The sequence below is a fragment of the Streptomyces carminius genome (assembly GCF_002794255.1).
GTDB lineage: Bacteria > Actinomycetota > Actinomycetes > Streptomycetales > Streptomycetaceae > Streptomyces > Streptomyces carminius.
On record NZ_PGGW01000045.1, the window covers coordinates 34,577 to 56,008 of the forward strand.

Sequence of the window (21,432 nt, forward strand, 5' to 3'; positions counted from 1 at the left end):
CCCCTTGGGGTGGTCCGGGGTCCGAACCCTTGACGCCGCGGCGTCCCGAGCCGCCGGCCGCCGCAGCGCCGGGGACGCCACCCACGGATATCCGGACCACCCGCGAACGCCGACAGCAGGTCCGCGGACTGCTCGACAGGGTGTCGATCCGCTCGAATGCGCCGCCGCTTCCTTCTCGCGTGATCACCACAGACACCACCGAATCACGGGACGGAGCCGCTCGTTCGGCAGACCCGCCGCCCGGTGATGTCCTGCGCGGCCGCCGTTTGCAAGCGCTTCTTCGGGCTCCGTCCCACGGACGAGAAGTCGCTCCACGCGTACGAAGTCGATCTGGCCCCACCGCTGAGCGGACGGAGGTGCTGGGCGCTGGTCCGGCAACGGCTCCGCTGCCTCCTCAGACCCCTCGGAGAGGACGGTGGAGCGGTGGACTCCGTAGGGGACGCCCGCCTGCCGCCTGCCGTCAGCGCCCGGTGGAGCCGTCGATCCGCTCGCGGAGGATGTCGGCGTGGCCCGCGTGCCGGCCGGTCTCCTCGATCATGTGCACCAGGACCCATCGCATCGACGGCGCCGAGCCGCGGCGCGGGGGCCGGGGCGCGGGGCGGGTCAGGTCGGTGCAGGCCTCGATGACCCGGTTCGCCCGCGCGATGGCCTCCCGGTAGTCGGCGAGCACGTCCTCGGCCGTCTCCTGGGGGGACGGCCTCATGGTCCGGTCCCAGTCCTCGGGCTCCTCGCCCAGGAAGTAGAACCGCTCGACGGCCGCCAGATGCCTGACCAGGCCCAGGAGGCTGGTTCCCGAGGGCACCCCGCCGGTGCGGACCTGCGGTTCCGGCACCCCTGCGGCCTTGTCCGCGACCGCGTCGCGGAGGTGGTCGAGGAAGCCGAGGAGGGTGGCCTTCTCGCCGGCTCCGGTCCGCGGAGGTCCGGCGTCCCCCGTCCGTGACGCGGCTTTCCGCGTGCGGGTGGGCGGCACCGTGTCCCGTGCGGCACGGGGTGTGCCGTGCGGTCGCGTGCTCATCCGGCGGTCCGCCGCAGTACGAGGACGTGGTCGGTGACGGTGGCGGTCTCGCCGGCGGGTCCGGTGGCCCGGCGCCGGGGTGTGTCCGCGCGCAGGACCCGCCACTGCCCGGGGTCGAGGTCCAGTCCGGCGGCGATCTCGGCGGGGGTGGGACGGCGTGGGGCGGGGTCCTGGTTCCAGGACCAGGGCGCGGTGGAGCCGTGGTCGACGATCAGCAGCAGGCCGCCGGGCCGCAGGGCCCGTGCGGCGGTGCGCAGTATCCGGTCACGGGGCAGTGGGAACGGAGTGTGGAGGTACTGCGCGGAGACGAGGTCGAACTCCCCGCCCGGGAAAGTCCGGGCCAGGTCGTGCCGTTCGGCGGTGACGCGGTCCCCGAGGCCGAGTTCGCGGGCCCGCCCGCGCAACCGTTCGACGGCGGTGGCGGACAGGTCCACGGCGGTGACCTGCCAGCCGCGCCGGGCGAGCCAGAGGGTGTCACCGCCCGCGCCGCAGCCCAGGTCCAGGGCGGCGCCGGGGCGCAGTGGTCCGGCGGTCTCGGCGAGCAGCGGGTTCACGCGGTCGCTCCGGCCGTGCCGGGCGGCGTGGTGTTTCTCCCAGAACAGTCCGGCCTCCTCGCCCGCGGGGTCGGCGTGTGCGTGGTCGTTTCGGGTGGTGTCCATTCGGGGTGGCTCCTTCGTGGGGTGTCGTCCGCCTGCCGGCGGGGCCGCGGTGCGCGGGCCCGCGGTCACCGGGCGGCTCGGCCGCCGAAGAACCTCAGCAGTTCGGCGGTGACGAACTCCGGGTTCTCCTCGGGCAGCCAGTGGCCCGCTCCGGGCACCTCGACGGCCCGCGTGATGCGGGTCATGCGGGGTTCGACCGTGGACCGGGTGGACTCGAGCATGCCTTCGGCGGTCATGAGCATCACCGGCATGGTGATCGGCGCGGCGGCGGTGTTGTCGCGCTCGTCCTTCTCCAGCGTCCGGTACAGCTCGAACCCGCCGGTCAGGACCTGTGGTCGGCGGTAGGTGCGGGCGAACTCGTCGATCTGCTCATTCGTGAACGGGGACTTCGCGCCGGGCCCGCCGAAGGCCGTCCCGCCGTGGGCGACGTACGGGAAGAACAGCGCGAGGTACTCGCGCACGTCGTCGTCCACGAGCGTCTCCGGGAAGGCGTCCTGGTCGTGGAAGGCCATGTGCCAGCTCAGCGACCGGTACCGGTCGGCGCTGAGCGCGGGGCCCGGCAGGGGGTAGTCCAGGTGGGCGTACTTGGCGACCTCGTCCGGGTACTGCGCGGCGTACTGGAAACCGACACCGGCGCCGAGGTCGTGTCCGACGAGGTTGATCCCGCGCAGGCCCAGTTCGCCGGCGACCAGGCCGTGCACATGGCGGGCGAGGGTGGCCTTGTCGTAGCCGGACGGCGCTCCCCCGCTGTCGCCGAGCCCCGGCAGGTCCAGCGCGTACACCGTGTACCGCTCGGCGAGTTCCGGCATGATCCCGCGCCACTCGTACCAGGACTGCGGCCAGCCGTGCAGCAGGACGAGCGGCTCGCCGGTCCCGCCGGTGACGTAGTGCATGCGCACGCCGTCGACGTCGGCGAACTCGTGGCGGAACAGGCGGTTGAACTCGGCGTCGCCGCGGGTGGCGGAGTCGAAGGCGGGAGCTGCCGGGGTCGCGGCCTCGGCCGCCGGCCGGCGTGGTGCCTCACCCGGCGGCTGTCCGCCGCCCGTCGCACACGCGGACGCCAGAAGGAGTGCCGCCACGGCTGTCCCCGCGCCCCGCCTCCACCGTGCTCCGGCCCCGCGGACGGCGGCTGTCCCGCTTCTGTGAACTGTTGCTGCTCTCACGACCATAGGGGGTCACCTCCGCGGACAGCATCACCAGCGCCGTTCCGCACTTGCAAGAAAAGTTGCGGATCCGCACCATGGACGGATGAGCAGAACCGGAGAGGACGTCCTGGCGGGAGTCGGGCCGCGGCTGCGCGCCCTGCGACAGGCGCGGGGCACGACGCTGAAGGCCCTGGCCGCCGAGACCGGCCTCACGCCGAGCACGCTGTCCCGGCTCGAGAACGGGAGACTCCGCCCCACGCTGGAGCAGTTGCTGCCGCTGGCCCGGGCGCACGGCGTCCCGCTCGACGATCTGGTCCAGGCGCCGCCGACCGGCGACCCGCGCATCCATCTGCGGCCGGTGCGGCGTGCCGGGCTGGTCCTGGTGCCGCTGACCAGGCGGGCCGGGGGCGTCCAGGCGTACAAGGTGGTCTATCCGCCCGCGGGGCGGGCGCCCACCATGAAGCCGCAGACCCACGAGGGGTACGAGTGGTTCTACGTCCTCAACGGACAGGTCAGGTTCGTGCTCGGCGAGCAGGAGTTCCGGCTCGGTCCCGGGGAGGCCGCCGAGTTCGACACCCGTCTGCCGCACTGGATCGGCAGCGCCGGAAACCAGCCCGCGGAGCTGCTGACCCTGTTCGGTCCGCAGGGGGAACGCACCCATCTGTCGGCGCCCGGCGGGTGACCGGGTGCCGTGGCAGGTCGGCCCGTCTGCGGTGGCCGTCAGGGCCCGGAACCGGGGTCCTTCCCCGCGGACGGGGCGTCGACCGGACGGGGCGTCGAGGCCGTGCGGCCCGGGCACAGCGGGCCGCGGGATCCCCGAACGCGGCGGCCGGGCGCGGAGGTCCGAGGACGTCGAGGCGGTATCCCCCGCCGGTCCCCTCGAGGGACGCGACCGGGTAACCGAGTTCGCGCAGGCGGCCGATGTGGCGGCGCACCGTGCGCGGGGTGATGCCGAGTCGTTCGGCCACTTCCTCGCCGGACCACCGGCGGCGTGTCCGGAGCAGCGCGAGCAGCCGCGAGGAGGTCTTCCGCATGTCGTCCATCGCGGCGCGGTAGAGGACACTCTCTGTCCTCTACCGGTGGAAAGCTGGTCCGCAGGTCACCAGGCAGGCACCACTCCTGGAACACGGTCCGCCGCGCCGTGGGCTCGTCCGGCACAGCGGCACTCGTTCACCGATTCGAAGGCAAGGAGCGGACCATGTCCGTCACGACCACCACCCACCTGAACTTCCGGGGCGCCGCGCGCGAAGCGCTGGACTTCTACCAGTCCGTCTTCGGCGGACGCGCCGTCGCCGTCACGTACAAGGACGCCGGCGCCGTGCAGGACGAGAACGAGGCGGACTGGGTGATGTGGGGCGAGGTGACCGCGGGCAACGGCTTCCACGTCATGGCCTACGACGTGCCCTCGCGACTGCCCTGGAACCAGGGCGAGAACCCGTTCTTCGTCTCCGTGCGCGGTGACGACACCGACGAGATCAGCGCCCTGTGGCACAAGCTCGCCGCCGGGGACTCGACGGTCGTGCGGCCGCTGGAGCCCGCGCAGTGGGCGCCGCTGTACGGCATGCTCACCGACCGGTTCGGCGTGACCTGGGTCCTGGACGTCGCCGCCCCGTACAACGGCTGACCTGCCGGCCGACACCAGGCCGCCGCGGTCGCGCGGCGGCCTGGGAGGAGAACACCGTCATGACCGTGCTCGGCACGCGCGCCCTCAACCGCGCCACCCTGGCCCGCCAGTTGCTGCTCGACCGCGCGGCCGTACCCGTCCGCGACGCCGTGGCGCGCCTGTGCGGTCTGCAGGCCCAGGAACCCCAGGAGCCCTTCGTCGGCCTGTGGTCGAGGCTGCGCGCCTTCCAGCCGCGGGAACTGGACGACGCGCTGACCGGACGCGAGGTCGTGCGCACGCACCTGATGCGCCGCACCGTCCACCTCGTCACCGCCGGTGACGCGCTGGCCTGGCGGGCCCGCCACGACGCGATGCTGCGCCAGCGGGTGCTGGCCACCTACCGCCGCGAACTGGCGGGCATCGACATGGACGAGCTCACCGCGGCCGGGCGGGCGGTGCTGGCCGACGGGCGGCCCCGCACCATGGCCGAACTCGTCGGGGCCCTGGAGGACCGCTGGTCCGCTTTCCCGCGCCGCGCCCTGGGCGAGCTGCTCGTCGCCGCCCTGGTCCCGATGGTCCAGCTCCCGCCCCGCGGCCTGTGGCGCATCAGGGCGGGGGTCCGCAACCTGCCCCTGGCCGCCTGGCTCGGTCGCGACATCGACCCGCTCCCCCCGGACGACGGGACCGACCCGGTCGGGCAGCGTCTGGTGCGGCGCTACCTCGCCGCCCACGGGCCCGCCGCCAGCGCCGACCTGCGCGCCTGGTGCGGTCTGGCGGGACTGCCCGCCGCGGTCAGGGCCGTCCGCGGGGAACTGATCGCTTTCCGTGACGAACGCGGCCGTGAACTCCTGGACCTGCCCGACGCGCCGCGCCCGCACCCGGACACCCCCGCGCCCGTCCGGTTCCTGCCCGCGTTCGACAACGCGATCCTCGGCTACCACGACCGCGGACGCATCATCGACAGAGCCCACCTCGGCCTGTCCGTCGCCGGGCAGCGCGCCGTCCTCGTCGACGGACGGGTGGCCGCCGTCTGGACCGTACGCGACGGGCGGCTCGACATCACGCCGCTGCGCCCCCTGACCGCCCCGGAACAGGAAGCCGTCCACGCCGAGGCCCGGGAGCTGGCCGCCTTCCTGGACGAGGGCATCGGCCACATCCGGATCACGGGCACCGGCGCCGATCGCTGACGGCGGGGTCCTCCGCAAGGTCCTCCGCGGCACCGGTGCGGGTTTCCCCCGCCGGGCGGGGCCCCGGGCGAGCCGGGCCGGCACCGCGGCGAAGCAGGTTGGATTTTCCGTCCAGTCGATGTACTTTACGTCCAAGACCTCGGCCCGGAGGGGCCCCGACAAGCTGGAGGACCGATGCCGCCCGGCCCGTCCCCCGATCGCGGCCCCGGCGGGCGGCGCACCGGCGACGGGTGGCCGGGAGCGGGCGGGCCCGGTGCGTCGGTGCCGCCTTCCCGCCCGGCGGAGGCAGGGTGCGGGAAGTCCCGGGGGGCGTGTGAGGCGCCGGCCCGGGAGCAGGACGCGATCATCGCCGCGCTGGCCCCGGTGGTCGACGGGATCGCCGCGACCCTGGGGTCGTTCTGCGAGGTGGTCGTGCACGACTTCCGCCGCCCCGAGCGCTCCGTGGCGGCCATCGCCGGCTCGGTCACCGGACGCACCGTCGGCGGCTCGATGAGCGAGATCGGCATGGGGATACTCGCCCGCGGCGACGAGGCGCGTGACGAACTCAACTACGTCACCCGGACCCGCGACGGGAAGCTGGTCAAGTCTTCCACGATGGTGCTGCGCGACTCCACCGGCACGGTGTTCGGGGCACTGTGCGTGAACCTGGACATCACCGCGGTCAACCAGGTCCACGCCCTGATCGGCGGTCTCGCCGGTGTCACCACCCCCGCCGCCGTACCGACCACGACCTTCGGTGACGACATCGGCTCCGTGGTGGACGCCGTCGTCGACACCTACCAGCTGCGGGAGAACAAACCCTGGTCCGACCTCAGCCGCACCGAGCGTCTGGATCTCTTCACCCGCCTGCACGAGCGGGGGGTGTTCGCCGTGCGCCGCTCGGTCCCGCAGGTCGCCGCCCGGCTCGGCATCTCCCGCGCCTCCGCCTACAACTACCTCGCCGAGGTACGCGCCCGGTCCGCGCGGGACGACGCCGGGTCCGGCCACACCGCCCCGCAAGGAGAGCAACCATGACGAACCGGCCTCCGGTCACCCTGGACGACGTGCGCGACGCCGCCGCGCGGATCAAGGGCGTCGCCCACCGCACCCCGGTGCTGCACTCGCGCACCCTGGACGCCCTGGTGGGCGCCGAGGTCTTCCTCAAGTGCGAGAACTTCCAGCGCGTGGGCGCCTTCAAGTTCCGCGGCGCCTACAACGCCGCCTCCCGGCTCTCCCCGGAACAGGCGGCCCGGGGCATCGCCGCCTACTCCTCCGGCAACCACGCCCAGGCCGTCGCGCTGGCCGCCCGGGAGATGGGCACCACCGCGGTCATCCTCATGCCCGAGGACACCCCGAAGTCCAAGATGGAGGCCACCGCCGGCTACGGCGCGGAAATCGTCACCTACGACCGCTACACCGGCGACCGGACCGCCCTCGGCGAGGCGCTGGCCGCCGAACGCGGGCTGGCGCTGATCCCGCCGTACGAGCACCCGCACGTCATCGCCGGGCAGGGTACCGCCGCGCTGGAACTGATCGAGGAGACCGGGCAGCTGGACGCCCTGGTGGCGCCGGTGGGCGGCGGCGGACTGATGGCCGGGAGCGCCACCGCCGCCAAGGGACTGCACCCCGCCACCCGGGTGATCGGCGTCGAGCCGGAGGCGGGGGACGACACCCGCCGCTCCCTGGCCGCGGGCGAGCGCGTCACCATCCCGGTGCCGCGCACCATCGCCGACGGCCAGGCCGCCGAGGCCCCCGGCGAGCTGACCTTCTCGGTCAACCGGCGCCTGGTGGACGAGATCGCGCTGGTCGACGACGACGAGATCCGCGCGGCGATGCGGTTCGCCTTCGAAAGGCTGAAGACCGTCCTGGAGCCCAGCGGCGCCACACCGCTGGCCGCCCTGCTCTCCGGCCGCCTCGAACGGCTCCCGCGCCGCGTCGGGGTGATCCTCTCCGGAGGCAACATCAGCGCGCGGCGCTTCGCCGAGCTGTGCGGCGGCTGAGACCCGCCGGCTCCCGGAAGACCCCCGCCGCGGGTTCGCGGCGGGGTGTTCACCGCCCGGCACCGTCGGCACCAGGCCGCGCGTCCGTACCGGGCTCCCTTCCTCGGCGTGCCCACCCCTTGCTCAACCTATCGAATATCGATAGGTTTCCATCGTTGCTCGATTGAAGGAGAGACGATGGGAAAGCTGACGGTGCTCGCGCTGCGGGCCGTGCTCGTGGCGCTGCTCGCCGGTTCGGTGTTCGTCCAGGCGGTGATGGTGCCGCTGCTGGCCATCGATCTGGAGGAACTCGACGCGGAGTTCGCGTACCTGCGCACCCCGATCCTCGTGATCTTCTTCCTGGGTGTGGTGACGGTCCAGGTCGTTCTGGTCTGCGTATGGCGGCTGGTGACGATGGTGCGGCACGGAACCGTCTTCTCCCATGCCGCCTTCCGGTACGTGCACATCGTGATCGGTGCGTTCACGGCGGCCGCGCTCCTGGTGTTCGCACTCGCGGTCGTCCTCGCACCGGGCGAGGCCGTGGCCCCGGGGGTCGTGCTCCTGCTGTGCGGGGTCTCCCTGGCGGTCTTCGGGGTCGCGCTCGTCGTGCTCGTGCTGCGGATGCTGCTCGCCCAGGCCGTCGCACGCGATGTCGAGGCGACGCGGATGCGCGCCGAACTGGCGGAGGTCATCTGATGCCGATCACCGTCGACATCGATGTGATGCTGGCCAGGCGGAAGATGTCCGTGGGCGAGCTCGCGGACCGCGTCGGGATCACACCCGCCAACCTGGCGGTGCTCAAGAACGGCCGTGCCAAGGCGGTGCGCTTCGCCACACTCGCCGCGCTCTGCGAGGCGCTCGAGTGCCAGCCGGGGGACCTGCTGCGCTGGGAACCCGGGAACCCGGCGGACGGGACGGCGCACGAAGAGCACCGGTCACCGGGGCACGTGGGCTGACGGAACACCACGGCCGTGTTCCGGCCGGGGCGGCACCGCCGGATGCCCCACCCTTGCCGTGCCCCGACGAGTCGTTCCCCGAGCCCGCACGCGGAGGGACACCAACCGGCGGCGAGGGCGAAGGGGCCGGTGGGAGGCCCGAACGGCCCATGTGCCCGGCCGTGTCCCGGACTACGTTCACGAACCGGCGCGGGGACGGGAAGCCGCTCACCGGCGGCGGACGCGCGACGCGGTGCGCCGGCCGAGGGAGGGGAACACGATGGACACGATGCCGAAGCCGTCCGGCGGCGTCCGCCGGATCAGGGGCGAGGGCACCGCCCCGGCCGGCTCCGCCCCGGCGCCGGACCGCCACCGCGGACGGCGCGGGCGGTGGGCCCCGCCGCAGCACGGTGCGTGGGCGATGTTGCTGCTGCGCTTCGTCGACCACATGGTCGCCGAGGGATTCCTGCGCGCCCCCTATCGGCGGATGCTCCTCGTGGAGCCGGACCTGGACCGCCTGCTGGAGCGCTGCGCCGACTACCGGCCCCCGGACTACACCTGGACGGAGAGCGACGTCTGACCCCCGCCCCGTCCGGTCCGCTCAGGCGGACTCCCCCACCGGGCGCGCCAGCGCGTCGACGGCCGCCGAGAACAGCCACGGCAGCCGCTGCGCCGCGGGCACCAGCGCCGCCCGGGTCCAGGGCACTCCCGCCGTGCCGAGCAGCGCACGGGTCAGCCGGCGGTAGCGGCGGGTGAGCCGGTGCCACTCCCGTTCGTACGCTCCCGGGTCGCCGGCGATGATCGCCCGTACCGCCGCAGGCGCCTGCGCGAGCGCCAGCGCGACGCCCTCACCGGTCAGCGCGTCGACGTAACCGGCGGCGTCGCCGACGAGCAGCACCCGGCCGGCGGTACGCGCGCCCGCCGTCTGGCGGAGCGGGCCCGCCCCGCGCACCGGTCCGGCCGGACGGGCCCCGGCCAGCCGCTCCCGCAGTCCGGGGAAGGCGGCGAGGTGCTCGTCGTAGGGCCTGCGGACGGTGGTGAGCACCGCGACGCCCACCAGGCCGCCGGCCACCGGGGTCACATAGGCCTCCGCGTCGCGGGCCCAGTGCACCTCGACACGGTCGCCCCAGGGGGCGAGCGCGTAGTGGCGCCGCAGCCCGTGCCGCGGACGGGTCCGGCACGGCCGGTGCAGGCCCAGGGCATGACGGACCGGTGAGTGCAGGCCGTCGGCCGCGACGAGGTGACCGGCCCGGATGCCGTCGACCACCACACCGTCCCCATCCTGCGCGACCCGGCGCACGGTGTGCTGCTCGATCGCCACGCCCGCGGCCAGCGCCGCCTCGCACAGCGCCGTGTGCAGCACCGTGCGGCGCACCCCGCGGCCCGGGCCCGCCCGGAAGGCGGCGTCGGCCCGGCGTGCCCCGGCGACGTACCGGATGCCCCGCAGGTCGCGCCCGGGCGGGTGTACGCCGAGCGCGGCCAGGGCGGCGACGGCCCCCGGCATCAGTCCCTCGCCGCACGCCTTGTCGACGGTGCCGGCGCGTCGCTCGAGAACGGTGGTCTCCAGCCCCGCCCGGGCCGCGTGCAGGGCCGTGGCGAGGCCGGCGGGGCCCCCGCCGGCGACGAGCAGGTCCACATCGCGCACGTCGTGTCCCGTCAGGCCAGCCGCGCCAGGGCGGCTTCCTCGGTCCGGACCCGGGTGGCGAGCAGGAAGGCGTTCAGCACGGTGAAGACGGCCGCCGTGATCCAGGCCGAGTGCACCAGCGGGAGCGCGATCCCCTCCACCACGACGGCGACGTAGTTCGGGTGCGGGATCCACCGGTAGGGACCGCCGGTCACGCGCGGGGCGCCGGGTACGACGATCACCCGGGTGTTCCACTGCCGGCCCAGGGTGGCGATGCACCACCAGCGCAGCGCCTGCGAGGCCACGACGAGCGCGAACATGGTCCAGGCGAGGACCGGCACGGCCTCCGGCCGGCGCACCCACACCTCCACCAGCGCCCCGGCCAGCAGGCCCGTGTGCAGCACCACCATGAACGGGTAGTGCCCCCGCCCGGACTCCACACCGCCGCGCGCCAGACTCCAGGCGGCGTTGCGCTTGGACACCACCAGCTCGGCGATCCGCTCCAGGCCGACGGCCAGGACCAGGACGGTGAACAGGACCTCGCCGCTCATCCCTCGCCTCCCGGGGCGCGCAGGAGCACCAGTTCGGAGCAGAAGCCCGGACCCATGGCGAGCATGAGCCCGTACGAGCCGGGACCCGGCGGCCGGGCGGCGAGCGTGTCGGCCATGACGTGCAGTACCGAGGCGGAGGACAGGTTGCCGATCCGGCGCAGCGAGTCCCAGGTCACTCTCAGGGCGTCCCGCCCGACCCCGAGGGCGTCCTGCAGCGCTTCCAGGACCTTGGGGCCGCCGGGGTGTGCGACGTACCAGCCGATGTCGTCGCCGGTCAGGTCGTGGTCGGCGAGGAAGCCGCGGACGTCGTCGCCGAGGTGGCGGCGCACCAGACCGGGAACCGAGGTGTCGAGCACGATCCTGAACCCGCCGGAGCCGATGTCCCAGCCCATCGCCCGCTCCGAGTCGGGGTAGAGGCGGCTGCGCGAGGCGAGTACCTCGGGGCGGGCGAGGTCCCCGGACCGCGCGAGCGGGTGCTCGGGCCCGACGGCGACCACCGCCGCCGCGCCGTCCCCGAACAGGCCGCCGGCCACCAGGTTGGCGACGGAGGTGTCGTCGCGCTGGAAGGTGAGCGAGCACAGTTCCACCGACATCAGCACCGCGACCCCGTCCGGACGGCCGCGCAGCAGGTCGTGCAGGCGGGCGAGGCCGGCCGCGCCGGCGACGCAGCCGAGGCCGACCAGGGGCAGGCGCACCACGTCGGGGCGCAGCCCGATCTCCGCCGCGACACGGGCCTCGAGCGAGGGGACGGCCAGACCGGTCACCGTGCACGAGACGATGCAGTCGACGTCGGCCGGGGTCAGACCGGCGCCCTTGAGCGCGTCGACGACCGCGCGGGCGCCCAGTTCGGTGCCGGCCCGGATGAAGACGTCGTTCGCCCGGCCGAAGTCCTCCAGCCGGGCGTACTCCGCCAGCGGGAGCACGGTGTGCCGGGTCTCGACGCACGCGTTGCGGTGGAACCGTTCGGCGACGCCGCGGTCGACCGTGCCCTCGACCAGCGTGGTGGTGAAGGCCTCGGTGATCTCCTCCTGCCGGTGGCGGTGCTCGGGCAGGACGCCGCGGACGCTGAGGACGCGCATGGTCATGCTGGCTCCCTGGATCGGCCGGTCGGGCGGGTGGGTGCGAGAAGCGCCCGGCCGAGGCCGAACGCGACAGTGGGGGTGAGCCGGCCCCGGGCGAGGCCGAGCTCGACGAGGTCGTCGAAGACGCGCTGGTCGGCGGCCGAGGCGCGCAGCCCGGCCGCGAGGACGAGACGGCCGCGGGCCAGGCGGGCGGCCAGCGCGGTGTGGCGCAGATGGGGCAGCAGGATCCGGCGGGTGGCGCGGGCGTACCACTCCCCCGCCCGCTCGGGCCGCCCCTCGTGCCGGGCCGCGGCCGCGGCCCGGCCGGCCGCGATGCCGGTGGCCACCGCGTAGTAGATGCCCTCGCCGGTCAGCGGGTTCACCAGGCCTGCCGCGTCGCCCGCGAGCAGCACGCGGCCGGCCGGCGGGCGCCAGTGTGCCGTCGACAGCGGCAGGTGGTGGCCGGTCCAGTCCCGCCCGCCCTCGGCCGCGCCGGGCAGGAGCACGTCGAGGCGTTCGAGGAGCTGGGCGCGGGTCGGTGCCGGACGGCCGGTGTGGAGGACCTCGCCGTACCCGATGTTGGCGTGTCCGTCACCGCGGTCGAAGGACCAGGCGTAGGAGGGTTGGTGCCGGGTGCCGAACTCGATGACCTGCGCGCCGCGCCGTCCGGGCGCGACCGGGGCGTAGCCGCGCAGCGCCAGGGCCGACGGACCGCGGGGCCGGCCGAGCGCGCGCCGCACGGCGGAGTGGGCGCCGTCGGCGCCGACGACGACCGCGGCGGAGATCTCCCCGTCCAGGACCACCGCGCCGGTGTGCTGCCGCAGTTCGCGCACCCGGTGCCGCCGGAACCGGGCGCCGGCGGCGAGCGCCGCGTCGACCAGCCGGGCGTCGAGGATCCGGCGCGGCACCACCCAGGCCGGACGGGCCGTCCGCCGCTCGGCGGCCAGGCCGCCGCGGCCGATGCGGAGGCGGCCGACCGGGACCCGGTCCTCGACGAGACCGGTGGCACCGACCTCGGCGAGGAGATCGAGGACATGGGGGGCCACGCCGTCGCCGCAGGCCTTGTCCCGCGGGAAGTCCGCCCGGTCCAGGAGGGCGACGCGCAGGCGGGGGTCGGCGTGCAGCGCCCCCAGGGCGGTGGCGGCGCCGGCCGGTCCGGCGCCGACCACCGCGAGGTCCCAGTGGGCGGGTGCCGGCCCCATCAGCCGGCCGCCACGAGCAGGACGACATCCAGCAGGGCGATGGCCACCGCGGCGCGGAAGGGGGTGCGGCCGCGGGCGACCAGCGTGAGCACCGCGAGGACGGCCACCGGTACGAGGGCGGCCCACGCCCACCCCGGAGGGGCTCCGGCCGGGCCGAACACGGCGAGCAGCGAGGCGGCGGGCAGCAGCACCGCGGCCAGGACGCGCGAGGGGCGCTCGCCGATCCGGTGCGGCAGGCCGCGGACGCCGGTGCGCTCGTCGTCGGCGAGGTCGGGAAGCGTGTTGAGCAGGTGGGCCCCGACACCGAGTGCGGCGCCGGCGGCGGTCATCCACAGCGGTGCCCACTCCGGGGCGGGGCCGGCCAGGGTGACGACCGAGGGCAGCGTGCCGAAGGCGCTGGCGTACGGCACCCAGGACCACCGGGTCGACTTGAGCGCCAGGTTGTAGGCGTGGCCCGCGCCGGCGCCCAGGACGATGTTGACCAGCGCGCTGCGCCAGCCGGCGAGCGCGGACAGCACCAGACAGGCGAGCGCGGCCACCACCAGGGCACGCACCACCCACCCGACCGGGAGCGCTCCGGTGGCCAGCGGCTTGTCGGCGCGGCCGACGGCGCGGTCGCGCGGAAGGTCGCGCAGGTCGTTGCCCCAGCCGATGGTGAGCTGGCCGGTGAGCACCGCCCCGGTGACGACGGCGGCGTCGAGCGGGCGCAGGTCCCCGCGGAGCGCGAGCAGGCCCGCGATGGCGGCGACGGCCAGGGCAGGCCCGCCGTGGGCGGCGGCGAGCAGCGCGAGCGCGGGCGGCGGTCCGGGGCGCGTCCCGGCCGTGTCGGCGGTCACGGGCGCCGCCGCACCGCGACCGGCCCGCGGCGGACCGCGTCGCCGGGCGCGCCGCGCACGGTGCGGGGACGCGGCACGGGCACCTCGGCGAACGTCTCACGGCGGGTTTCGGTGCCGAGGCCGGTCGGGCGCCGCCCTGCACCGCGGTCCGTGAAGCCGTCCGGCGACCGCCGGGCCGGGCCGGTGAGGGCGTGTCCGCCCCCGGCATGCGGGCGCCGCACGACGGCGGAGCCGGTGTTCCCTGTCGTCCCGGTGACCACGATGCGCATGCAGGACCGGTGCCCCCGTTGCCGCCCGCTCACACGGGGTGTTCCGGCATCCGGCGGATGCCGGCCGCGTCCGGCGCCGGTCCGCCCCGCCGGGCGGAGGGGCGGCCACGGGTGCGGGGACGGCACGGCGGGCGCGGAGGGAATCGTATGCCGGGACCGGCGGCGGGGCACGGGCGGCCGGCGGAGCCGTCCGCCGCCCGTGTGAACCGGGCGGCATCCTGGTACGTGACAGGTTCCGAGGGATGGCTGTCTCCGCCGCGCGTCCGCGGAGGACGACAGGCAGCGGCCCCGGGCACCCGCACGGAGCGGGCAGCACAGCGGTGCGCAGGCACCAGATGAGGACTGAGAACACTCGTGGACAACTCGCGGTTCCAGACGCAGGAGCGTTTCCACATCCGGCAGAAGGTGACCTTCGCTGTCAACCGGTACGTGGTGACCACGGAGGAGCCGGACGGCTCCGAGGGCGAGGTCGTCGCCTTCGCCCAGCAGAAGCGCCTGGCGTTCAAGGAACAGGTGACCTGCTACACCGACGAGTCCAGGCAGCGGGTTCTGTGCTCCTTCAAGGCCCGCAAGATCCTCGACCTCGGGACCGTCTACGACGTGACGGACGAGGCGGGCGACGTCATCGGGTCGTTCCGCAAGAAGTTCGCCGCCTCCCTGCTGCGCTCGACCTGGCAGCTGGAGCAGCCGGGCAGGGCGGAGCTGACCGGACTGGAGCGCAGCCGCTTCGTGGCCGTGCTGCGGCGGGTCTGGGGCGTGATCCCGTTCACCGATCTGCTGCCGTTCGCGTGGCCGTACCACTTCGACTTCACGCTGGGCGGCAGGCAGGTGCTGTCGGTGGACAAGAAGTTCGGTCTGCGCGACCGCTACGTGCTGGAGGTCGCCTCGCCCGACGTCGACCGCCGGCTCGCCATCGCGCAGGCCGTGGCTCTGGACGCGCTCCAGGACCGCTGACCGGAGCAGCCGGAGGCGTCCGGGCCGGCCCGCGCGGGCCGGCCCGGACGTCAGGCGTCAGACGTCACGCGTCGCGCGTCGCGCGTCGCGCGTCGCGCGTCAGGCGAGGTCGAACCGGTCGAGGTTCATCACCTTGTCCCACGCCGCGACGAAGTCCGTCACGAACTTCTCCTTCGCGTCGTCGCTCGCGTAGACCTCCGCGACCGCGCGCAGCTCGGAGTTCGCCCCGAAGACGAGATCGGCGCGGGTGCCGGTCCACCTGACCTCACCCGTGGCAGCGTCGCGGCCCTCGAAGGTGGTCGCGTCCTCGGACACCGGCTTCCACTCCGTGCCCAGGTCGAGCAGGTTGACGAAGAAGTCGTTGGTCAGCGTCCCGGGGGCCGAGGTGAGGACACCGGCCGGCGACTGCCGGTGGTTCGCGTCCAGGACGCGGAGGCCGCCGACGAGGACCGTCATCTCAGGGGCGCTCAGATTGAGCAGGTTCGCCCTGTCGAGCAGCAGGTACTCGGCCGGCAGCCGGTTGCCCTTGCCGAGGTAGTTGCGGAACCCGTCGGCGGTCGGCTCGAGCGCGGCGAACGACTCCACGTCGGTCTGCTCCTGCGAGGCGTCCACCCGGCCCGGGGTGAAGGGGACCTCGACGTCGAAGCCGGCCTCCTTGGCGGCCTTCTCGACGGCGGCGCATCCGCCGAGCACGATCAGGTCGGCGAGGGAGATCCGCTTGCCGCCGGTCTGGGCGGTGTTGAAGGCCTCCTGGACGCCCTCCAGGGTGCGCAGCACCGTCGCCAGCCGGTCGGGGTCGTTGACCTCCCAGCCGTTCTGCGGCTCCAGCCGGATGCGCGCGCCGTTGGCGCCGCCGCGCTTGTCGCTGCCGCGGAAGGACGAGGCCGACGCCCAGGCGGTGGACACCAGGTCGGACACCGACAGGCCCGAGGCGAGGACGTCGGCCTTGAGGGAGGCGATGTCCTGGGCGTCGACGAGCTCGTACGTCCGCTCGGGCAGGGGGTCCTGCCACAGCAGCGTCTCGGCCGGGACCTCCGGGCCGAGGTAGCGGGCGACCGGCCCCATGTCGCGGTGCGTCAGCTTGAACCACGCCTTGGCGAAGGCGTCCGCGAACTCGTCGGGGTTCTCCAGGAAGCGCCGCGAGATCTGCTCGTAGACCGGGTCGAAGCGGAGCGCGAGGTCGGCCGTGGTCATCATCGGCGCGTGGCTCCGGGCCGGGTCGTGGGCGTCCGGGACGGTGCCGTCGCCGGCGCCGTCCTTCGGCCGCCACTGGTTCGCCCCGGCGGGGCTCTTGGTCAGCTCCCACTCGTAACCGAACAGGGTCTCGAAGAAGCTGTTGTCCCACCGGGTCGGGGTGGCCGTCCAGGCACCCTCCAGACCGCTGGTGATCGTGTCACCGCCCTTGCCGGTGCCATGGGTGTTCTTCCAGCCCAGGCCCTGCTGCTCGATCGGGGCGGCCTCGGGGTCGGGGCCGACGCTCTCCGCCGGGCCCGCGCCGTGGGTCTTGCCGAAGGTGTGGCCGCCGGCGATGAGGGCGACGGTCTCCTCGTCGTTCATCGCCATCCGGCGGAACGTCTCACGGATGTCGCGGGCCGAGGCGACCGGGTCCGGGTTGCCGTTCGGGCCCTCCGGGTTGACGTAGATGAGGCCCATCTGGACCGCGGCCAGCGGGCTCTCCAGGTTCCGGTCGCCGCTGTAGCGCTCGTCACCGAGCCAGGTGGTCTCGGGGCCCCAGTAGACGTCCTCGTCGGGCTCCCAGACGTCCTCACGGCCGCCGGCGAAGCCGAAGGTCTCGAAGCCCATCGTCTCCAGGGCGACGTTGCCGGTGAGGATCATGAGGTCGGCCCAGGAGATCCGCCGGCCGTACTTCTTCTTGACCGGCCACAGCAGACGGCGGGCCTTGTCGAGGTTCCCGTTGTCCGGCCAGCTGTTGAGGGGGGCGAAACGCTGCTGGCCGGCCCCGGCGCCACCGCGGCCGTCGCTGATCCGGTAGGTGCCCGCGCTGTGCCACGCCATCCTGATCATGAGCGGGCCGTAGTGACCGTAGTCGGCCGGCCACCAGTCCTGCGAGGTCGTCAGCACCTCCGCGATGTCCCGCTTCACGGCCGCGAGGTCGAGGGACTTGAACTCCTCGGCGTAGTCGAAGTCCTCGCCGAGGGGGTTGGCCACCACCGGGTTCTTGGCGAGGATCTTCAGGTTGAGCCGCTCGGGCCACCACTGGTGGTTTCCGCCGCCCTGGGTCGGGTGCGGGGCGCGTCCGTGCGCAACCGGGCAACCGCCGGTCTCGCCCTCCGTCTTCGGGTCTGTGACGATTGCGTCATGGTTCTCGGACAACTGGGAATCCTTCCGGACTGGGCAGATCACGGGCTCGGGAGCTGCGGGTGGTGGAACGGTCGAGGTACGAACTCCAGTGAGTGGCCCCGGCCTCCCTCCCGGGCGGCCCGGGCACGGTCACCCCGGTGCCGGAGTGGTCGCCGCCCCGGGCGGTCTCGGACGGCGTGGCACGGGTGGCTGTCGGGTGGCTGTCATCCGCGGGCCGACACCGCGCAGCTCCCGGGCGGTGGTCCCGTCACGTCTCTCCCCTGCCGTACTGGAGTTTTCCTGTCCCTTGGCTGTCACCGGAACCGATCCTACAATGGACAGAGTCCAAGTCAAGAAACGCGCCAGGCGCATATCTGGTCGAAACCCGGACGTCCACTGTAAACTTTGGACATCCCGCCAACCCCGAATAGGTGAACCGACATGAGCGACCTGCTGGAGCGACTGCGAGGACGCGGCTGGCGGATGACCTCCCAGCGGCGTGTCGTTGCGGAGGTCCTCGACGGCGACCACGTGCACCTCACCGCCGACGAGGTGCACGTCCGCGCGGCGCAGCGGCTGCCCGAGATCTCCCGGGCGACCGTCTACAACACCCTGGGCGAGCTGGTCTCCCTCGGTGAGGTCACGGAGGTCTCCACCGACGGCCGCGCCAAGCGCTACGACCCCAACGCACACCGTCCGCACCAGCACCTGGTGTGTTCCGGCTGCGGCACCATCCGCGACGTCCACCCGACCGGCGACCCGCTGGCCGACCTCCCGGCGGAGGAGCGGTTCGGCTTCACGGTGTCGGAGGCGGAGATCACCTATCGCGGGCTGTGCCCGTCCTGCGCCTGACGTCCTCGCCCGCGATGTGGCCGGCGCCCCCGCGAGGGGCGGGGACGCCGGGCGGGATCGGCAGGTGGAGTCGGTCTGGGTGAGCAGCCCCATCCGCCAGGGCAGTGCGCTGTGGTCTCCGCCGGCATTCGGGCCGAGCCCCCGGTGGGGGAACTGCGGACGGCACGGGTCGATGGTGAGTGTCTGGTCGTTGTCCGCCCTGTTCAGTTCACCGTGGCCGAAGTCCCGTGTCCACGCCGGGAAGGTCACGCTGCCGGACCGGGCGAACGGGGTGGACTCGGTGTCGGCCGACGGGCTCCACGGGCCCTCGACGCGGTCGGAGGCGAAGGACCGGCACCAGGCGGCGGCCGTCGGGCCCGACGGCCTCCCGGAGCAGCAGGTACTCGCCGGTGCAGCCGATCCGGTGGACCGCGGCGCCCTCGAACAGGCGGTCGCGGTCGGAGTCCGCCAGGGCGATGGCCGTGTCGCCGAATCCGTTCGGGAAGTCCCGCACCGCGGTCTGGGCGCGGTCCGCGTGTGGCCGTCGGGCCCTCCGGTCGCCGGTGGCCCGGTCGCCGTCCGTACCGATGACACCGGTGCCGCGCCCTGCCGGGCCCCGGGATTCAGTGGGCGTAGGGCCAGCCGGCCGAGTCATGGGCCAGCAGGTTGACACCCAGCAACGCCGCGCCGTTGTCCGCGTAGTAGTGGTAGCCGAGGATGTCGCCGTCGGTGTCGGTGAACACGTCCTGGTGGCCGGGACCGTGGATGCCGCCGTGACCGGCCAGCACCTCGGTCCCGCCGCCGGAGGTCATCGCCACGCCGTCGCGGTCGCGGTACGGGCCGGTGACGTCGGTGGAGCGGCCGACCACGATCCGGTAGGTGCTGGACGCGCCCCGGCAGCACAGGTCGAACGAGACGTACAGGTAGTAGTGGGTACCGCGCCTGACGATGGTGGGGGCCTCGATCGCGCCGCCGCCGCGCCCGGCGAGGGAGTGGAAGGCGGTGCCGCTCCGCTTCCCGGTGGACGGGTCGAGCCGGATCATCTTGACACCCGACCAGAAGGAGCCGAAGGACAGCCACCAGCGGCCCCGGTCGTCCACGACGAGGTCGGGGTCGATGGCGTTGAAGTCGTCCGTCTCCCGGGACTCGACCACCAGGCCGTGGTCGGTCCAGCTGCCGGCGGCGCCGCTGGTGCTGGTCGCCAGGAAGATCGCCGAACGGTTGGAACCGAAGGTCGAGGCCGAGTAGTACAGGTGGTAGCGGCCGTTGTGGTATGAGAGGTCCGGTGCCCACAGGTCGCGGCTGCCGTCGGTGTAGGCGGTGGTCCAGGGCGCTCCGCCGGGGAAGGCCGACCCGGCGCCGCGGAAAGCGGTGCGGTCGGTGGAGGTCTTCAGGGCGATGCCGTCGCCGGTGTGCGCGACCAGGTAGCCGCCGTCGGGCCGCTTGACGAAGGTCGGGTCGTGCACCCCGATGTCCCCGGTGACGTGGCCGGGACCCGGGTATTCCGCGACGGTGACGGTGCCGGCCGCCGCCGGCCGCTGTCCGGCCGTGCCGACGACGGACGTCGCGGCCAGCGCGCACACCGCCAGCAGTGCTCCCACGGTCCGGCCGGTCCGGCGTCGCCGGGGGCGCGGCGCGGGGCGCGGACCCGGCCGGCCCGCGGGCGCCGCCGGTGCCGTCCTTCCGGTTGCTTCGGTCGTTCCGGTGTTGTCGTTCACCGCCGGAGTCTCCTTGTTCCGGTGTGGGGATGAGGACGGGACGGTTCCCTACTCGCCGGACGGCGCGGTGAGCGGGACGCCCGTCCTGACCGGGGTGCCGAAGTCGGGGGTGCCGTCGGCGTTCCAGGTGAACTTCTGAGCCCGGGTGGACCGGTTCATGTCGCAGCCGCCGCTCGCCGAGTCGTTGGCGTGGTAGACGATCCAGTCCTCGGTGCCGTCGGGGGACTTGAAGAACCCGTTGTGCCCCGGCGCGAAGACGCCGTTGGCGTCGCTGCGCTGGAACACCGGGTTCGGCGACTTGGTCCAGTGGTCCCGGTCGAGCGGATCGGTGCCGGTGAGGGTGAGCAGGCCCAGCTTGTAGTCCGGGCCCCAGCAGGCGCTGGCCGAGTAGACGAGCATGGTCCTGCCGTTGTGGTGGAGCGGTTCGGCGCCCTCGTTCACCGCACCGGTCTGCCGTTCCCACGGCAGGGTCGGCGAGCTGATGGTGCGGCGCGGGCCGCTGGGGGTCCAGGGGTTGCTCAGCGGGGTGATGGACAGGCTCTGCGTGCCGTCCATGGCGCTGCCCAGCAGGTACAGCCTGCCGTTCGTCTTCAGGATGCTCGGGTCGAGCTCCCAGGTGTTCCCCAGGTCCGCCTTGAAGCGGTACGGCCCCATCGGGTCCGTGCCCTCGCTCTCCAGCACGTGCAGCCGCTGGGTGGGGTTGTAGTCGGAGACGTTCTGCCCGGCGGTGTAGTACAGGTACCAGCGCGGGCCGTCGGGGCCGTCCAGGAGATGGAACTCCGGAGCCCACATGTTGCAGCAGCCGTTCGGCCTGCCGGACAGGTCGAACACCACGGTGTCGGGTGCGGTCGACAGGCCGGCCAGGGTGGTCGAGCGCCGCATGGTGACCGTGGAGTTCCAGGTGGTCGTGGCCAGGTAGTAGTGGCCGTCGTGGTACTGCAGCCACGGGTCGGGGCCGTTGCGCTTGACCGGGTTGGTGAACGTGCCGACGGCACCGGGGCCCGGTCTGACCAGCTGCCACTGCTGGTTGGCGCCGCCGGTGTCCGGCCACTGGATGATCTCGGCCCCGTCGTCGGTGGAGAAGTCGAGGACGTCGAGCGCCTTGCCGCTGTTGCGGTTGATCAGGCGCACATGGCCGCCGTCGGAGTCGGCCAGGCGGAACTGCTGGCCGGCGCTGTTCCGGTCGGTCTGCTGGACCAGTCCAGCCCGGTCCGCGGTGGAGCCGCCCTCGATGCCGAGGACCTTGCCCGAGTGCCGGGACCTGACCCGGTACCAGCCGTCACCGGAGTCGACGAACTGCCACTGCTGCCAGGCGCCGTCGTTGCGGGACCACTGGGTGATCCGCGCCCCGTCGCCGGTGGCCAGGTCGTACACGTCCAGCGCCTTGCCGCTGTGCCGGTTGACCAGCACGTAGGAGGCGTCGGGGTCCACCACCGCGGCCGAGGCCGTCCGCGGTACGGCGATGCCGCTCACCCCGACCAGGACGGCGGTCAGGGCGGCGGCGAGGCAGGCCCGCCACCACCGCGTGCGTAACGGTGTGCGCGGTGTTCCGCCGACTGGCATCGGGTGCTCCTTCCTGGGGC

The 21,432-nt window shown here is 73.9% G+C and carries 22 protein-coding genes and 2 pseudogenes; 10 read left to right on the forward strand and 14 right to left on the reverse strand.

What is annotated here, in order from left to right; genetic code table 11:
- Nucleotides 1-460: 460 nt before the first annotated feature.
- From CUT44_RS13465 to CUT44_RS13475, 3 genes are all read right to left on the reverse strand, one after another.
- Nucleotides 461-1,015, reverse strand: a complete 555-nt coding sequence (locus CUT44_RS13465) for a DinB family protein (RefSeq protein ID WP_100202203.1) — start codon at nucleotides 1,013-1,015, stop codon at nucleotides 461-463.
- Nucleotides 1,012-1,674, reverse strand: a complete 663-nt coding sequence (locus tag CUT44_RS13470) for an SAM-dependent methyltransferase (protein ID WP_100202204.1) — start codon at nucleotides 1,672-1,674, stop codon at nucleotides 1,012-1,014. Before CUT44_RS13470 ends, CUT44_RS13465 begins: the two co-directional genes overlap by 4 nt.
- A gap of 65 nt (nucleotides 1,675-1,739) precedes the next feature.
- Nucleotides 1,740-2,753 (reverse strand): alpha/beta fold hydrolase, encoded by a 1,014-nt coding sequence (locus CUT44_RS13475; protein WP_233221388.1) that lies wholly within the window; start codon nucleotides 2,751-2,753, stop codon nucleotides 1,740-1,742.
- Between the two features lie 169 nt (nucleotides 2,754-2,922).
- Here CUT44_RS13475 and CUT44_RS13480 point away from each other — a divergent pair, with 169 nt between their 5' ends.
- Nucleotides 2,923-3,501 carry a helix-turn-helix domain-containing protein gene (locus tag CUT44_RS13480; protein WP_100202206.1) on the forward strand — a complete coding sequence of 193 codons (579 nt, stop codon included), beginning with the start codon at nucleotides 2,923-2,925 and terminating at the stop codon, nucleotides 3,499-3,501.
- Between the two features lie 187 nt (nucleotides 3,502-3,688).
- Here the strand turns inward: CUT44_RS13480 and CUT44_RS13485 are convergent.
- Nucleotides 3,689-3,862: pseudogene (locus CUT44_RS13485) on the reverse strand (helix-turn-helix domain-containing protein); the annotation flags it as partial.
- Nucleotides 3,863-4,017: 155 nt separating this feature from the next.
- On the opposite strand from CUT44_RS13485, the gene CUT44_RS13490 reads away from it, so the two are divergent.
- The 7 genes from CUT44_RS13490 to CUT44_RS13520 all read left to right on the forward strand — a co-directional run bounded on the left by CUT44_RS13490 (nucleotide 4,018) and on the right by CUT44_RS13520 (nucleotide 9,082).
- Nucleotides 4,018-4,443 (forward strand): VOC family protein, encoded by a 426-nt coding sequence (locus CUT44_RS13490; RefSeq protein ID WP_100202207.1) that lies wholly within the window; start codon nucleotides 4,018-4,020, stop codon nucleotides 4,441-4,443.
- Nucleotides 4,444-4,502: 59 nt separating this feature from the next.
- A complete protein-coding gene (locus CUT44_RS13495; protein WP_100202208.1) occupies nucleotides 4,503-5,609 on the forward strand; it encodes a winged helix DNA-binding domain-containing protein in 1,107 nt (368 codons plus the stop codon).
- Nucleotides 5,610-5,951: 342 nt separating this feature from the next.
- Complete coding sequence (locus CUT44_RS13500; protein ID WP_233221391.1) at nucleotides 5,952-6,623, forward strand: helix-turn-helix transcriptional regulator; 672 nt, start codon at nucleotides 5,952-5,954, stop codon at nucleotides 6,621-6,623.
- Complete coding sequence (locus tag CUT44_RS13505) at nucleotides 6,620-7,588, forward strand: pyridoxal-phosphate dependent enzyme (protein ID WP_100202210.1); 969 nt, start codon at nucleotides 6,620-6,622, stop codon at nucleotides 7,586-7,588. Before CUT44_RS13500 ends, CUT44_RS13505 begins: the two co-directional genes overlap by 4 nt.
- A gap of 177 nt (nucleotides 7,589-7,765) precedes the next feature.
- A complete protein-coding gene (locus CUT44_RS13510; protein ID WP_100202211.1) occupies nucleotides 7,766-8,263 on the forward strand; it encodes a DUF2975 domain-containing protein in 498 nt (165 codons plus the stop codon).
- Nucleotides 8,263-8,523, forward strand: a complete 261-nt coding sequence (locus CUT44_RS13515; protein WP_100202212.1) for a helix-turn-helix domain-containing protein — start codon at nucleotides 8,263-8,265, stop codon at nucleotides 8,521-8,523. Before CUT44_RS13510 ends, CUT44_RS13515 begins: the two co-directional genes overlap by 1 nt.
- Before the next feature lie 259 nt (nucleotides 8,524-8,782).
- A complete protein-coding gene (locus CUT44_RS13520) occupies nucleotides 8,783-9,082 on the forward strand; it encodes a hypothetical protein (protein ID WP_100202213.1) in 300 nt (99 codons plus the stop codon).
- Nucleotides 9,083-9,103: 21 nt separating this feature from the next.
- Here the strand turns inward: CUT44_RS13520 and CUT44_RS13525 are convergent, their stop codons facing one another.
- From CUT44_RS13525 to CUT44_RS13550, 6 genes are read right to left on the reverse strand one after another with little or no spacing between them, the layout of a single operon-like run.
- Nucleotides 9,104-10,138, reverse strand: a complete 1,035-nt coding sequence (locus tag CUT44_RS13525) for an NAD(P)/FAD-dependent oxidoreductase (RefSeq protein ID WP_100202242.1) — start codon at nucleotides 10,136-10,138, stop codon at nucleotides 9,104-9,106.
- A gap of 20 nt (nucleotides 10,139-10,158) precedes the next feature.
- Entirely contained in the window at nucleotides 10,159-10,677 is a 519-nt protein-coding gene (locus tag CUT44_RS13530) for an isoprenylcysteine carboxyl methyltransferase family protein (RefSeq protein WP_100202214.1), read from the reverse strand.
- The gene (locus tag CUT44_RS13535) at nucleotides 10,674-11,762 is read right to left on the reverse strand and encodes a type III polyketide synthase (RefSeq protein ID WP_100202215.1); all 1,089 of its coding nucleotides are present in this window, start codon (nucleotides 11,760-11,762) and stop codon (nucleotides 10,674-10,676) included. The genes CUT44_RS13530 and CUT44_RS13535 overlap by 4 nt, the downstream gene beginning before the upstream one ends.
- Nucleotides 11,759-12,940: an NAD(P)/FAD-dependent oxidoreductase gene (locus CUT44_RS13540; RefSeq protein ID WP_100202216.1), complete on the reverse strand. Its 1,182-nt coding sequence runs from the start codon at nucleotides 12,938-12,940 to the stop codon at nucleotides 11,759-11,761. The genes CUT44_RS13535 and CUT44_RS13540 overlap by 4 nt, the downstream gene beginning before the upstream one ends.
- A complete protein-coding gene (locus tag CUT44_RS13545; protein ID WP_100202217.1) occupies nucleotides 12,940-13,776 on the reverse strand; it encodes a UbiA family prenyltransferase in 837 nt (278 codons plus the stop codon). Before CUT44_RS13545 ends, CUT44_RS13540 begins: the two co-directional genes overlap by 1 nt.
- On the reverse strand, nucleotides 13,773-14,045 hold the full coding sequence (locus CUT44_RS13550; RefSeq protein ID WP_100202218.1) for a hypothetical protein: 273 nt from the start codon (nucleotides 14,043-14,045) through the stop codon (nucleotides 13,773-13,775). The genes CUT44_RS13545 and CUT44_RS13550 overlap by 4 nt, the downstream gene beginning before the upstream one ends.
- Nucleotides 14,046-14,399: 354 nt before the next feature.
- Here CUT44_RS13550 and CUT44_RS13555 point away from each other — a divergent pair, with 354 nt between their 5' ends.
- On the forward strand, nucleotides 14,400-14,999 hold the full coding sequence (locus CUT44_RS13555) for an LURP-one-related/scramblase family protein (protein ID WP_100202219.1): 600 nt from the start codon (nucleotides 14,400-14,402) through the stop codon (nucleotides 14,997-14,999).
- A 99-nt stretch (nucleotides 15,000-15,098) separates the two neighbouring features.
- Here the strand turns inward: CUT44_RS13555 and katG are convergent, their stop codons facing one another.
- A complete protein-coding gene (gene katG, locus CUT44_RS13560; RefSeq protein WP_100202220.1) occupies nucleotides 15,099-17,333 on the reverse strand; it encodes a catalase/peroxidase HPI in 2,235 nt (744 codons plus the stop codon).
- Nucleotides 17,334-17,741: 408 nt separating this feature from the next.
- Here katG and CUT44_RS13565 point away from each other — a divergent pair, with 408 nt between their 5' ends.
- Nucleotides 17,742-18,152 (forward strand): Fur family transcriptional regulator, encoded by a 411-nt coding sequence (locus tag CUT44_RS13565; RefSeq protein ID WP_100202221.1) that lies wholly within the window; start codon nucleotides 17,742-17,744, stop codon nucleotides 18,150-18,152.
- A 174-nt stretch (nucleotides 18,153-18,326) separates the two neighbouring features.
- On the opposite strand, the pseudogene CUT44_RS34870 reads toward CUT44_RS13565, so the two are convergent.
- From CUT44_RS34870 to CUT44_RS13580, 3 genes and pseudogenes are all read right to left on the reverse strand, one after another.
- Nucleotides 18,327-18,725: pseudogene (locus CUT44_RS34870) on the reverse strand (non-reducing end alpha-L-arabinofuranosidase family hydrolase); the annotation flags it as partial.
- A 29-nt stretch (nucleotides 18,726-18,754) separates the two neighbouring features.
- The gene (locus CUT44_RS13575; protein ID WP_199185702.1) at nucleotides 18,755-19,732 is read right to left on the reverse strand and encodes an arabinan endo-1,5-alpha-L-arabinosidase; all 978 of its coding nucleotides are present in this window, start codon (nucleotides 19,730-19,732) and stop codon (nucleotides 18,755-18,757) included.
- A gap of 165 nt (nucleotides 19,733-19,897) precedes the next feature.
- Nucleotides 19,898-21,412, reverse strand: a complete 1,515-nt coding sequence (locus CUT44_RS13580; protein ID WP_100202222.1) for a family 43 glycosylhydrolase — start codon at nucleotides 21,410-21,412, stop codon at nucleotides 19,898-19,900.
- Nucleotides 21,413-21,432 lie beyond the last annotated feature (20 nt).

Excerpts from the sequence above, each read along its gene's own strand:
- CUT44_RS13535 (WP_100202215.1), bottom strand. The coding sequence starts at position 11,762 with ATGACCATGCGCGTCCTCAGCGTCCGCGGCGTCCTGCCCGAGCACCGC.
- CUT44_RS13470 (WP_100202204.1), bottom strand. The coding sequence starts at position 1,674 with ATGGACACCACCCGAAACGACCACGCACACGCCGACCCCGCGGGCGAG.
- CUT44_RS13550 (WP_100202218.1), bottom strand. The coding sequence starts at position 14,045 with ATGCGCATCGTGGTCACCGGGACGACAGGGAACACCGGCTCCGCCGTC.
- CUT44_RS13510 (WP_100202211.1), top strand. The coding sequence starts at position 7,766 with ATGGGAAAGCTGACGGTGCTCGCGCTGCGGGCCGTGCTCGTGGCGCTG.
- CUT44_RS13495 (WP_100202208.1), top strand. The coding sequence starts at position 4,503 with ATGACCGTGCTCGGCACGCGCGCCCTCAACCGCGCCACCCTGGCCCGC.
- CUT44_RS13530 (WP_100202214.1), bottom strand. The coding sequence starts at position 10,677 with ATGAGCGGCGAGGTCCTGTTCACCGTCCTGGTCCTGGCCGTCGGCCTG.
- CUT44_RS13465 (WP_100202203.1), bottom strand. The coding sequence starts at position 1,015 with ATGAGCACGCGACCGCACGGCACACCCCGTGCCGCACGGGACACGGTG.
- CUT44_RS13515 (WP_100202212.1), top strand. The coding sequence starts at position 8,263 with ATGCCGATCACCGTCGACATCGATGTGATGCTGGCCAGGCGGAAGATG.
- CUT44_RS13520 (WP_100202213.1), top strand. The coding sequence starts at position 8,783 with ATGGACACGATGCCGAAGCCGTCCGGCGGCGTCCGCCGGATCAGGGGC.
- CUT44_RS13490 (WP_100202207.1), top strand. The coding sequence starts at position 4,018 with ATGTCCGTCACGACCACCACCCACCTGAACTTCCGGGGCGCCGCGCGC.
- CUT44_RS13540 (WP_100202216.1), bottom strand. The coding sequence starts at position 12,940 with ATGGGGCCGGCACCCGCCCACTGGGACCTCGCGGTGGTCGGCGCCGGA.
- CUT44_RS13580 (WP_100202222.1), bottom strand. The coding sequence starts at position 21,412 with ATGCCAGTCGGCGGAACACCGCGCACACCGTTACGCACGCGGTGGTGG.
- CUT44_RS13480 (WP_100202206.1), top strand. The coding sequence starts at position 2,923 with ATGAGCAGAACCGGAGAGGACGTCCTGGCGGGAGTCGGGCCGCGGCTG.
- CUT44_RS13505 (WP_100202210.1), top strand. The coding sequence starts at position 6,620 with ATGACGAACCGGCCTCCGGTCACCCTGGACGACGTGCGCGACGCCGCC.
- CUT44_RS13565 (WP_100202221.1), top strand. The coding sequence starts at position 17,742 with ATGAGCGACCTGCTGGAGCGACTGCGAGGACGCGGCTGGCGGATGACC.